Source organism: Ezakiella coagulans, from assembly GCF_003096635.1.
Taxonomy (GTDB): Bacteria; Bacillota; Clostridia; order Tissierellales; family Peptoniphilaceae; genus Ezakiella; species Ezakiella coagulans.
The window spans coordinates 268,526-281,311 of the sequence record NZ_QEKV01000001.1; the positions used below are offsets into that span (position 1 = coordinate 268,526).

The following is a 12,786-nucleotide window of genomic DNA, read 5'->3' on the forward strand; positions in this document are numbered from 1 at the left end:
ATGGGTTTGCTTTTTTATTAGACAAATTTAAGCGGTTATTATATAATATATGTAGCGAAATCGCGAGGAGGCAATATGATTATCAAGGGCAGTATCGAAAGAATAATTTATAAAAACGACGACAACGGTTTTGCCGTATTTCTTTTTGATACGGAAGATGACGACATCATTTGTACCGGAAATATTCTATCGCCAAGCGTCGGAATTCCATTGGAGCTCGAAGGAGACATTATCGTTCATTCGAAATACGGAGAACAGTTCAGCTTTACGAGTTACAAAGTTTTGGACGATATGAGCGCCGCCGGAGTTTACAACTATTTAAAGTCGGGAAATCTTCCTTACATCGGCGAAGAAGTTGCGAAGGATATCGTGGACAAATTCGGAGAAGACACGATGGATATGCTCGAAAACAATCCGGAAAAACTTTTGACGATAAAGGGAATCGGTCCGAAAAAATTACATAAGATAAAGGAAGCTTTGGAAATCGGAAAGCTTGCGAGAAAGTCGATTGTCGACCTTGCGGAGCTCGGAATTTTCGGGCAAGACGCATATAATATCTACAATATTTACCAGGACAATGCAAAAAGTATGATTATGGATGACCCGTATCGCCTCATAAAAGATGTGCGCGGTTTCGGCTTTTTTAAGGCGGACAGAATCGCACGAACTGTGGGCATCGGAGAGCTCGACATAAGAAGAGTGCAAGCGGCGATAATGTACGTCATTTACGATTCGAGACTCGAGGGAAATATTTTTCTTTATGAGAGCGAAATCAGAACTCGATTAAAACGCCTTCTAAAAAAAGATGCACCGGATTTTGACGTTGCGCTCCAGGAGCTCATAATAAAGGGCGACGTCGTAAGAAAGCCGTCGACGGGAGAGCCGATGATTTATCCGACAGTTTTAAATGCGATTGAAAACAGTGCCGCAAGTAAAACCGTTCAGCTCATAAAAAGACCGAAGCCTTTCAGGGCGGGCGTGAAGGAAATACTTGAAAATCTTTTCGCGGGCAAGAACATCTCATACGACGAAACGCAAAAACAGGCGATTGAGATGGCTCTTCTAAACAATATTGCAATCATAACCGGCGGACCGGGAACGGGAAAGACCACGATTGTTCGTGCAATTCTCGAAGGCTTACGCGAGCTTAAACTCAGTTTTGTTTTGGCGGCACCGACAGGACGCGCGGCAAAAAGACTCGAGGAAAGCTCGGGAGTCGAAGCGGCGACACTCCACAGACTTCTTAGTTTGAGACCGTCGGATGATGACGACAATTTTATAATGGACGTAGAGGACATCGACGCCGATGTGGTTATTGTCGACGAGATGAGTATGGTCGATATAAATCTCTATCAAAAGCTGTTGGAGTCTATGGGAGAGGACACGTCGCTCATTATGGTGGGAGATGCGGACCAGCTTCCGAGTGTCGGACCGGGAAATGTTTTAAAGGATCTCCTTCGAGTCGAGGAAATGCCGAAGGTTAAGCTCGAAACGATTCACAGAACTGTCGACACAAGCGAGATTGCGGTTGTTGCAAAGACTATAAAAGAGGGCGGTGAGCCAAAATTTAATGAAAAGGATTCGGACGTTTTCTTTTTGGATGAATACAACCATGAGGCCTTTTTAAATGAATTGGTCGAACTTGTGGACACGAGACTGCCGAACCACTACGGATTTGACAAATTCAATGATATTCAAATCCTTTCTCCAACGAGAAAGGGTGAAATCGGAGTGAACAATTTAAATGTTGTGCTACAGGAAAAATTGAATCCGGAAAAGAAAATGATTTTAAAGCACAACGATAGAATGTTTAAGCTCGGTGACAAAGTTATGCAAATAACGAACAACTATGACCGCGAGATTAAATATAAGACAATCGAACGTGGCACGACGAAGGGAGTTTTTAACGGCGATATCGGAATTGTGACTGACGTTGACATTGAAAATTCACAACTAACGGTTCTTTTTTCTGATGACTACTATGCGGTGTATGACGATGACGACTTGAGAGAACTCGAGCTTGCTTATGCAATCACCGTTCACAAATCGCAAGGCTCGGAATTTCCGTGCATAATTTTCATTGCATGGGCGAGAAATATATTTTTGAACAACAGAAATCTTCTCTACACCGGAATCACGCGTGCGAAAGAACTTTTAATTTCGATGGGCAGCCGGGATGTTTTCCGCACAATGATAAAAAACACCGAAGTGCAAAAGAGAAATACAACACTTAAAGAAAAGATTGACGAGGTAATAAGATTTGAAGAAGGCCTGCTTGATATGTAACGAGGGCGAATATCCTATATGTGAAAAATGTTACACCGAATTTGAAAGGGCAAACACGATAAATTCAATCGACTTTATCGACGAGCTCGAAGTGATTTTTCGATATATGGGAATTCTCAAAAAATATATGTCAAAATTAAAATTTGAAAAAATTTATGGTTATCTTGATTTCTTTTATGATATAATAAAGAAAGAATGCTCATTTGAAAATATCGACGGCATAATTTATATTCCGTCGGACTTTATAAGACAGCTGAAAAGAGGTTTCAACGTGAGCTATGAGCTTTCGAAAAGAATCTCTGTGGACTACGGTATTCCGCTTTACGATATTTTAAAAAAGAGTATGCCGACAAAGCCGAGTCACACAATGACAGGTTTTAAACGTGCAAGTTTTGACCACGGCATAAAGGTTAAAGAACCGGTGAAAACGGGGCGATATATTATTTTGGACGACGTAATTACGACAGGAAAAACGCTTAGTGATGCCGGAAAGGCGATAAAATTCTCAAATGATGATGTATATTTAAAAGCGATTGTATTATTGGGGGATAAAATTTGATGAAGAAAAGATTTATTGTTTTCGGACTAATTGTTTGTGCAATTCTTATGAGTGCGTGCAAGCCTAAAGATGAAGCAAAGCATGACATGGTCTTTTATGATTATTTTGATACTGTAATTGAGATTACTTATTTTAAAGACGATGTTGACGAAGCAAAAGTAAAAACTGTAATTGAAGATAAGATAAAACATTTAAATGATGTGCTTTCAAATTTTGAAGGCGGTGCGATTGATGAACTTAACAAATCAGGTGAAAAAGATTGGCCTGAACTTGCACCGATTTTGGAAAGAACATTAAAACTTGAAGATCAAACCGGAAATGCGGTTGATATTTCAAAGGGAAAACTTTTCGATATCTGGAGAGACGCAATAGAAAGTGGCGTACTTCCGCCGGAAAGTGATATAAAAGATGCTCTTATGCAAGGGGGCAAGGGAAGCGTAATTGTTGACGGCGACCACATCTCACTCAACAGCGGTGCAGCGGTTGACCTCGGCTCGGTTTGCAAAGGTTATTTGAACGAAGAACTGAAAAAAGATTTTGATTCACTTGGAATAAAAAATTTTATTATTTCCTCGGGTGGAAACGTTACGGTTCACGGGAGAAGAGCTGCTGACAGAAAAAATTACAGCATCGGCATCGAAAATCCATTTGACCTCGGCGATCCGTTTGACATCATTTACACAACTGACAAATCCCTCGTAACGAGCGGTGACTATCAAAGATTTGTGGAAATTGACGGGAAAAATTATCACCACATTGTCGATTTAAATACCGGTTATCCGTCGGACAATGAAAAGAGATCCATCACAATTGTGGGGGATGATGCTTTTCTTTGCGACTTTCTTTCAACAACACTCTTTTTAAAGAGCAAGGACGAAATTGACGAATGTTTGAAAGATTTTCCTGGATATGAATATTACATTATTTATAAAGACGGAACACATTTTGTGAGCGAGGGTTTGAAAAAATATGTCAAATCTTGCGGCGCAACTTTGGAATAGGTGATTTTTTGAATATAGATATAAAGGATAAAATTTTACACACACAGTTCACAGAAAAGGCAACGGACAGAATGTTTTTGTTTGTCGGATTTGCAATTCCGGCTATGTCTTCGTTGCTTTACTACGGACTAACGACAATTGCAACAATAAGTGATATAATATCATTAATATGGGCGGTTGTAACCGGAGCAATTTGGTTTATATATACGAGAAAAATTTCTAAAAGAGGAATCTCGTTTAAAAGAGCATTCTTTGGAATGCATTGGTTTATGCTTGTTTCGAATATATTTTCGATTGTGGCGGCAATACTTTGGCCGAACATTCCGGGAATTATAAAAAACATTGCACTCACTGAATCACTTTATTTGGTGTGTTTCAGAGCAATAAGCGTCACACCGGTTTACCATATTGCAAACTGGCTCGGATTTTTCGATGACAAGGCGGAAATGATAAATAACGCCGGAGCGATTTTCGGTGGGGTTGAACACTACTATGGATGGATGTTCATTGTGCCTGTTGTAGCAAGCATATTTTTAATGGCGATTTTCGTCATAGCATTTAAAGGAGAAGATGATTAGAATGGAAGAACGTTTTGAAGCAATAAGACAAAAAGCATACAGAACTTTGGACGAATTGATGGGAAAACTCGACACGGTTTACACTCCGGTCAGAGCAGAAAAAAGAGTTTTAAGAACGGTGGAAGCTAAAGCTCAGGAAGAATCGGTCGATGCAATGGATCTTAAAACAAGACACAAAATGCAAGAAGAAGCTTTGAGAAAACAAAAGGAAGAACAAGGCGAATAATTTGGATATAAAGTGGGTTTGACTTTGCTCGCAAGTTTGGTCGAACTTGCTTTTTATTGAACATGAATCATGGATTCATGTTTTTATACACAGTATTAGTATAGTAAAGCTAAAAACTAATACAGATATTTTTATTGGAGGTATTTTACTATTATGGAAAGAAAATTCACTATTAAAGATGTGATGGTGACGGGCTTTGCTTTATTTGCAATGTTTTTGGGGGCGGGCAACTTGATCTTCCCACCGAATATCGGAATCAACACCGGAAGATTATTCCCTATAGCCACACTTGGATTTTTATTCACCGGAATTGCAATGCCACTTTTGGGTATCATTGCAACTACAAACACAAAGGGAAGCATGCTCAGCTTTACAGGCATAGTTTCAAAAAAATTTGCACTTATTTTCAACACACTTATACTTATGTGTATCGGGCCTTTTCTTGCGATTCCAAGAACAGCTGCAACAACATTTGAAATCGGTATCGTTCCGATTTTTGGAAACTTTGATTGGGGTACAATTTTAGGGATGCCACTTTCAAGAGTTGTAGTTTCATTTGTTTATTTTTTATTGACATATTTTTTAGTGTTGAGACCATCGAAAGTAATCGACATAATTGGACAATATTTCACTCCAATTCTTCTTATACTATTGATAACACTTATTGTTAAAGGTATTATAAATCCAATCGGTGCACCGGGTGAACCTTTAGTTCCGGATCCATTTGGAATGGGCTTCAGAGAAGGTTATCAAACAATGGACGCAATTGGAAGTTTTGCAATGGCGGGCGTTGCAATAATGTCTATAAAATCAAAGCTCACAGACGAAAAGAAAATTCAAAAAGCGACAATCGGCGCGGCAATAATTGCAGCACTTGGATTATTCATTGTTTACGGCGGATTTATATATCTCGGAGCAACCGGCTCAATCAGATTTAAAGATATCGCAAGAACCGAAGCAACAATCAAACTCGTTGAAGCAATCGGCTCGACTTTCGGACGCACACTTCTTTCGATTTCAATGTGCTTTGCATGTCTCACAACCTCAATCGGACTTATGACAACAATTGCAAACACGTTCAGCGAAATGAGTAACGGAAAAATCAAATATAATTTTACAGTTACAGTTGTAACAATCATTTCATTCTTCCTCTCGGTAAAGGGAGTAAACAACATCATCAAACTTTCAGTTCCGATTTTGAGCGTTTTATATCCGGTCGCAATAGTTTTAATACTATTGAATTTAATCAGACACAAAATGAAAAGAAGAACAGTTTATATCGGAGGTTCATATGGTGCACTTGTAATGGGACTTCTTTATGGAGTTGCTGCTATAAATGAAAACTTATCGATTATTCAAAACTTCTTATATAAACTCCCTCTCGGAAAAGACGGTTTTGCTTGGGTGTTCACAGCAATTATAGGAATGGTCATCGCACTCATTCTCGATAGAACCGTTTTAAGAAACAATGAAAAACTTGATATTGCAAATATGAATTTAGCATAGTTTTAAAGGCTGCAGAAAATGCAGTCTTTTTTATTGTGTAAAAACGTTAAACTTGACTATATAACTAATATGTAGTAGAATTATTTTTATAAAATGATTTAGAAATGGAGAGAATATGTTACTATATATTTTACTTATTTTAAAACTTATTTTGTTTTACACGGAGACCAAGGTCCAATTTGCGCCGATGTTAGTTTTTTTGATGGACTTTGCGGTCATTAACGCGTTTTATATTCTTCTTAGAAAAAGAGGTAAGAAAGTCAGAGTCTTAAATTTTGTGCTTTATGCGATTTTAAGTTTTATCATGTTTGCGGATGTGGTTTATTTTTCATATTTCAACCGCATGCCGGTCATAAGCGAGCTTGGACACGCGGGAAATCTCGGCGGCGTTACAGACGCCGTTAAGAGATTGTTTAAGATTAATAATCTCATTTTGATTTTGGATTTGCCGATTACAGGCTATATTTATTTTAAGCGATATATCGAAAAGTTTTTAAAAAACAATTTTTTTGATATTTATATTCCAAGATATATTTCTCTCAGCGTTGTAGCTGCAGTTTTGATTGCGGCATTTGCATTTTCCGGCTCAAAGATGGCGTCGGCTTCAAAACTTTCGCTCTTCGGTTATCACATAAGAGATATTGCGGAAAGCGTTTCGAAGCCGGGCGAGCTACACGAGGACGATGTTTCTGAAAGCATTAATAATTTAAACAAAGACAAATATGAAAATGAATACACAGGTATTGCAAAAGGTGACAATTTTATTCATATTCAAATCGAAAGTTTGAATGATTTTGTGATTGGAAGGGAATACAACGGCGAGGAAATCACGCCGAACTTAAATCGATTGATTGAGGAAACGGGAAGCATTTATTGCAAGAATTATATCGAAATGCTCGGAGCGGGAAACACTTCTGATGCGGAGTTCGTTAGTCTTCACTCTCTCTATCCGACAATGAGGGCGCAGTCCTATGAGGCATATATCGACACATATCTCTACGGTCTTCCGAAAATTTTTGCTGACAACAACTATCTTGTAGATGCATTTCACGGCTACAAGAGAGACTTTTGGATGCGTGACAGAGTTTATCCGCACATCGGATTTGACAAGTTTTATGCCGAGGACGATTTTAATCTTGATGACACTGTCGGAATGGGACTTTCAGACGAAAGTTTCTTAAGACAATCTTTTGATATTATTTCAAAACAATCGGAACCGTTCTATTCATTTTTGATTACGCTATCGAGCCACGTTCCGTACGAAATGCCGGATTATGAAGGCTCTTTAAGCGCACTCGACAAAGACAAGGATACATTTTTCTTTAGATATATAAACGCTGTTCATTATACGGACAAGGCGCTTGGAGAATTTTTGAATAAGATAAAGGAAAACGGAATGTTTGACAGATCCGTTATAGCACTTTACGGCGACCACCACGGAATAACCGGCGTTGAAGCGGATGCGATGTTAAGAGTTGCAGAATTTATCGGAAAGAAATTCGATTTCGATGAGCTTATGAATGTGCCGTTAATCATTCATGTGCCACAACTACAAGAAAAGAAAACAGTTGAATCGGTGAGATCACAGCTCGACTTTATGCCGACAATTTTAAATCTTTTCGGCATCGATGCGTCGAAATATATCACATTCGGACACGATATTTTTGATAAAAATCATCCATGTGTCGCTTTTCCGGAAGGATATATGAGAAAGGGATCGTTTATTTCCGACGATTATATATTCACGATGAAAAGAGACGGAATTTTTGAAAACGGAACTCTCGTAAATAGAAAGACGGGCGAGGAAACGCCGCCGAACGAAGAAGCAAAGAAACTCTACAAACAGGCGATAAAAGAAATCACTCTTTCAAATAAAATTTTGGACACAAACAGCATTGAAAAACTTATGGCTAAAGGCAACAAAGACGAGCTTACAAATGCTTATGAAAAGCCGTCAAATGCAGTTGTTGTCGAAACGAAAGACGAACTTGAAGGCGCGATTCAAAACGGATACAAATATTTCTATTTGACGCTCCATAAAACGCTTGACGACTACTATGTCACAAATCCAAACGGCGAAAATATGAATTTCGAAGCGGCAAAAACGGGATATATTTCCCTTGGAGATGTGCTTGGAAAATACAAAAACTATAAATTCATCGTAGACACAAAAGACCCACGTGAATTTGCATTTTTTGTAAAGACTGTCAGCGGAAATCATGACAGCCTTATAATAAAAGCGAATTCGAAAGATGAGTATGAAGAAATTTTCTACAGGAAAAACGGATACAACATTCTTCTTGATGTTTCTGATTATACTGAAGACGAAGTTAAATCAATCAAACTCGGCATGCCGGACTTATTAATTTACGGTGGAGATTTGACAGAATTTAAAGACCAAACATTCAGAAAATTTGGCGAAGAAAAAGAGGGAGAACTTGCAATAGTTCCTTTTGAAAGTATCGAAACGACCGATTCGAAAGCAGAGATAAAAACTGTGAGCGAAGAATTTAAAATTCCTGATGGCAATCTCGCAACAAGCCTCCAAGAAATTTCCGAAAGGGCGGGCGATGAATTTGTTCCAATCAAGGTTTATTATGATGCAAATAGCGATTCAGTCACGACAAATCTAACGGACAGCAGTGACCCTGCAGAACTCTTTAAACTTATGGAAGAAAATAAAAATATAAAAATTTATTTAACCGCCGACGGCTCACAAGTTGAAATTATGAGGGCACTTCTAAAGCTGAACCCTCCGAAAGACAGAATCATGGTTGAACTTATAACTCCGGGTCAAGTTTCATTTGTGACAAAAATGGGCTTTACAAATCTAGTTCTCGACCTTAATGTCGGTCCGAATGAACTCGAAGAGTTAGAACAAATTTATATGTATTAGGCGGCAGATATGGTTTTTTCAAGTTTATCATTTCTATTTTATTTTTTACCGACAATACTGTTTCTGTATTATATTTTGCCGAAAAAATTTAGATACGGGAGAAATTTCGTTCTTCTCATAGGCTCTTTATTCTTCTATTTTGTTGGAGAGCCAAAAGCGATAGTTGTGATGCTTCTTTCGATTTTTATAAATTATATTGGAGGTATTGCGGTAAATAGTGGAGGAGAAAAGCAAAGAAAAATTTCGCTCACGATTGTAGTGATATTAAATCTTACAATTCTCTTCTATTACAAATATCTGATGTTTATAGTTGGGAATCTTTCAAAGATTTTTGACTTCAGTGTTGAAACGAAAAGCATCTACATGCCGATTGGAATTTCCTTTTTCACATTTCAAGGTATGAGTTATGTGTTTGATGTTTATATGAAAAATGCGGAAGTTAAGAAAAATCCTTTGGATATAGCACTATATATTTCTCTTTTCCCTCAATTAATTGCAGGACCTATTGTTCGATATAAAACCGTTGCGGATGAAATAGACGGAAGAGTTGAAACGCTTGACTTATTCTCGACCGGTGTAATAAGATTTATAGTTGGACTTTCAAAAAAAGTATTACTTGCAAATAAATTTGGGATAATTGCTGATGAAATATTTAAATTGAACGGCAACTATAATTTGAGTGTGCCTTTAAGTTGGTTCGGAGTTCTTATGTTTGCACTTCAGATATACTATGACTTCAGCGGATACTCGGATATGGCAATCGGTCTTGGGAAAATGTTCGGATTTAATTTTCTTGAAAACTTCGACTATCCATACATTTCAAAGAGCATAACGGAATTTTGGAGAAGGTGGCACATGTCCCTCGGAACCTGGTTTAGAGATTATATCTATATACCGCTTGGCGGCAACAGAGTTTCCGTGCCGAGACATATTCTTAATATGTTTATTGTATGGTTTCTTACCGGATTTTGGCATGGTGCTTCGTGGAACTATATAATTTGGGGACTATACTTCTTTGTTTTTCTCGTAATTGAAAAATATGTCTTTGGAAATAAATTTGAGAAAGTGCCGGAAATTTTCAGACATCTGTATGCATTAATAGTTATTCTTGTCGGATGGGTTATTTTTAAAGAGGAGAACAGCTTCTTACTTCTGAAATACCTAAAAGCTATGTTTAGCGTGGGACTGAAGCCGACAATTGGTGGAGTGACTTATTATTTAAAAGAATATTATATTGAAATTTTCTTGGGAATAATTTTTTCTGCGAATATTTTAAAGGCATTTGAAAAAGGGAAAAAGACAATACCGGCAATCTCAATCTATTTTATACTTTTGATATTGTCGATTGTTTCTCTCTTCAGTAGTTCATACAATCCATTTATTTATTTTAGATTTTAGGAGATGCCGATGAAAAAGAAAGATTTTTTTATAACAACAGGATTTCTCATGATTATTTTCGGAATGTGCTTTATGATTACATTTTTCAGAAATGAAAAAGGACTTCTCTATTTTGAAAATCGAAATATTAAGGAATGTCCGACTTTAAATTATGAAAATGTTTTTGAAAATAATTACTTTGGAGATGTTGAAGAGCATTTGTCGGACTCTTTTAAACTCAGAAACAGAATTTTGAAATTTGATACATTTTTAAATCTTAAATTGTTGAAGCGACCGGTTGTGAATGGAATTTATAAATCAGATAAGCACTATATGACGCGTTGGCAAAGATGGTGGCCGTACGACTACAAAGAGGACCTCGAAAAAATGACATTAGGCTATAAAGGTCTTAACGAAGCATTGAAGGACAAGGGAATTTATTTTCTTTACGTAGGCGTGCCGGAGCACAGTTATGTATTTTCAGATGATTATCCGAAATATCTTTTAAACAAATATGAAGAATGGCACAACATTGAAAAAGATTTTTTTGCAGCACTCAATAAAAATAATATCTCAAATATAAAAATGAGCGAATTTATAAAAGATAAAGAAATGGAATACACCAAAACAGATCACCATTTTTCTTATATCGGTGCAAAAAATGTTTATGAAAATATAATACAAAAGATAAATGAAAATACAGAATTTAAACTTGACGGCAATGTAGAACTTGTAAAGATGCCGGAACCGTTTAAGGGTTCATATTCAAGAAAACTCTTTTTTGTAGGTGGATATAACGACGACTATTACACCTACAACCCGGATTTTGAATTCGAAAGATTTGATGACGGAGAAAAAACTTTGAGCAAACTATTTTTTCCGGAAGAAAATAAATTTGACGGAGCGGTCGGATACGGTGTCTATATGAACGGAGATAAGGGTTTTACAAAAATTGCTACGCATAGAGAAAATTTGCCAAATATTCTTGTTTATGGCGACTCTTTCACAAATCCTTTAGAAACGCTTCTTGTTAGAAATGCAAATAATTTTTATAGCTTTGATTTCAGATATCAAAAAAATAAAACATTGACTGAAATCGTCGATGAATATAACCCGGACATTGTGATTTGCATAAGGGATAATTTGATGTATTTGAACAGAGAAGAAAATGGAATAGTAGAATAAAATTGAGATGCAAAAGCATCTCTTTTTTTAACTTTTCAACGCAATGTGATTTCGATTTAGTGTTTTAAATTAAGTAGATATGGGTAATAATAATTAGAAGATATTTTGTGATGTTTTCATATTCGTGGAAATACGAAAATCTTATTTTATCAAGGAGGGTTATTATGAAGAAGAGAACTACTTTTATTGCGATTTTAATTGCGTTTACTATGGTGTTTACAATGAGCTTGAAGGCTGCAGGTTTCATAGATGAGATGAAAGCAGTAAAGAAGACACCTGCAAAATTGGGTGAGTTTGTTTCAAAATTCAATTTGAAAGTGCCGAATGACAAAGGTGAACTCAAGGATTACAAATTTAAATATGCACCGAAGGTCATTGACAATAAGAGTGCTTTGGCGGTTACCGATGTTTTAAAAGCACTCGGTAAAAAAGTCTATTGGGACAAGGAAAACAAACTTGTTGTTATAAACAACGGCGACAAGGGCAATATTATTTTCCCGGTTGACAAAAAGGCATTTTATGTAAATGGAAAACTCTATGTACTCGATGTGCCGGCAACTATCGACGCAAAAGAAGGCAGAACATATCTTCCGCTAAGAACTCTCTGTGATGCACTAGGATATGAAGTAAAGTGGGACAACAAGACCAAGGTTGCGGAAGTAAAACCATTAGCTGCTGCAAAGAAACTTGAATACAAATCTTTGAAAGATGTTAAAACAGCTGACGTTGACACATATATTGCAGAGCTTGCAAAGAAATTAAACGCTCCGGAATTGGCAAAGGCCGACAAAAAGGTTGACGACAAAAAGGGCGGAGAAACAACTGCTTCAGGTGGAGACATAGACAAAGTTAAAAAAGAAGCTGACGGACTTTATTTCGGTTCGATAAAAGAAATCGAAGCGGGTCTTACAAAAGCTGCAAAAGACGGCAAAAAGACTTTAAAATTTGCAGTTCCATCAACTCTCACACCTGGTCAAGTAGAATCAATCACAACAAAGACTGCAAGAGCAAACGGATATTTGTCGGCGAATGTTAGCCACGAAACATCCAAGACAAGTGACAAATTTGAAATCTATGAAATAGAATTTCTATAGATTAAAGTCATAAAAAATCTCAGGGCCTGTATTAATTTACAGGTCCATTTTTGTTGAGAAATTTTTTTCATTAAAAAA

10 protein-coding genes are annotated in these 12,786 nt (G+C 37.0%); all 10 read left to right on the top strand.

The window, feature by feature from the left end; all coding sequences use genetic code 11:
• Positions 1–75 precede the first annotated feature (75 nt).
• Entirely contained in the window at positions 76–2,286 is a 2,211-nt protein-coding gene (recD2, locus tag C7381_RS01225) for an SF1B family DNA helicase RecD2 (RefSeq protein WP_116479607.1), read from the top strand.
• A complete protein-coding gene (locus C7381_RS01230) occupies positions 2,276–2,845 on the top strand; it encodes a ComF family protein (RefSeq protein WP_116479608.1) in 570 nt (189 codons plus the stop codon). The genes recD2 and C7381_RS01230 overlap by 11 nt, the downstream gene beginning before the upstream one ends.
• On the top strand, positions 2,845–3,846 hold the full coding sequence (locus C7381_RS01235; protein WP_116479609.1) for an FAD:protein FMN transferase: 1,002 nt from the start codon (positions 2,845–2,847) through the stop codon (positions 3,844–3,846). Before C7381_RS01230 ends, C7381_RS01235 begins: the two co-directional genes overlap by 1 nt.
• 8 nt (positions 3,847–3,854) lie before the next feature.
• On the top strand, positions 3,855–4,424 hold the full coding sequence (locus C7381_RS01240; RefSeq protein ID WP_116479610.1) for a hypothetical protein: 570 nt from the start codon (positions 3,855–3,857) through the stop codon (positions 4,422–4,424).
• A 1-nt stretch (position 4,425) separates the two neighbouring features.
• Positions 4,426–4,650 carry a hypothetical protein gene (locus tag C7381_RS01245; RefSeq protein ID WP_116479611.1) on the top strand — a complete coding sequence of 75 codons (225 nt, stop codon included), beginning with the start codon at positions 4,426–4,428 and terminating at the stop codon, positions 4,648–4,650.
• A 153-nt stretch (positions 4,651–4,803) separates the two neighbouring features.
• Complete coding sequence (brnQ, locus tag C7381_RS01250) at positions 4,804–6,156, top strand: branched-chain amino acid transport system II carrier protein (protein ID WP_116479612.1); 1,353 nt, start codon at positions 4,804–4,806, stop codon at positions 6,154–6,156.
• Between the two features lie 115 nt (positions 6,157–6,271).
• Positions 6,272–9,052, top strand: coding sequence for an LTA synthase family protein (locus C7381_RS01255; protein ID WP_116479613.1), 2,781 nt, complete (start codon positions 6,272–6,274; stop codon positions 9,050–9,052).
• Positions 9,053–9,127: 75 nt separating this feature from the next.
• The gene (locus C7381_RS01260; protein ID WP_342748604.1) at positions 9,128–10,450 is read left to right on the top strand and encodes an MBOAT family O-acyltransferase; all 1,323 of its coding nucleotides are present in this window, start codon (positions 9,128–9,130) and stop codon (positions 10,448–10,450) included.
• 9 nt (positions 10,451–10,459) lie between these two features.
• Positions 10,460–11,614 carry an alginate O-acetyltransferase AlgX-related protein gene (locus C7381_RS01265; protein WP_165803546.1) on the top strand — a complete coding sequence of 385 codons (1,155 nt, stop codon included), beginning with the start codon at positions 10,460–10,462 and terminating at the stop codon, positions 11,612–11,614.
• A gap of 164 nt (positions 11,615–11,778) precedes the next feature.
• A complete protein-coding gene (locus tag C7381_RS01270; RefSeq protein ID WP_165803547.1) occupies positions 11,779–12,708 on the top strand; it encodes a copper amine oxidase N-terminal domain-containing protein in 930 nt (309 codons plus the stop codon).
• Positions 12,709–12,786 lie beyond the last annotated feature (78 nt).

Coding starts and splice junctions, on each gene's coding strand:
- brnQ (WP_116479612.1), top strand. CDS start 4,804: ATGGAAAGAAAATTCACTATTAAAGATGTGATGGTGACGGGCTTTGCT.
- C7381_RS01255 (WP_116479613.1), top strand. CDS start 6,272: ATGTTACTATATATTTTACTTATTTTAAAACTTATTTTGTTTTACACG.
- recD2 (WP_116479607.1), top strand. CDS start 76: ATGATTATCAAGGGCAGTATCGAAAGAATAATTTATAAAAACGACGAC.
- C7381_RS01270 (WP_165803547.1), top strand. CDS start 11,779: ATGAAGAAGAGAACTACTTTTATTGCGATTTTAATTGCGTTTACTATG.
- C7381_RS01245 (WP_116479611.1), top strand. CDS start 4,426: ATGGAAGAACGTTTTGAAGCAATAAGACAAAAAGCATACAGAACTTTG.
- C7381_RS01235 (WP_116479609.1), top strand. CDS start 2,845: ATGAAGAAAAGATTTATTGTTTTCGGACTAATTGTTTGTGCAATTCTT.
- C7381_RS01265 (WP_165803546.1), top strand. CDS start 10,460: ATGAAAAAGAAAGATTTTTTTATAACAACAGGATTTCTCATGATTATT.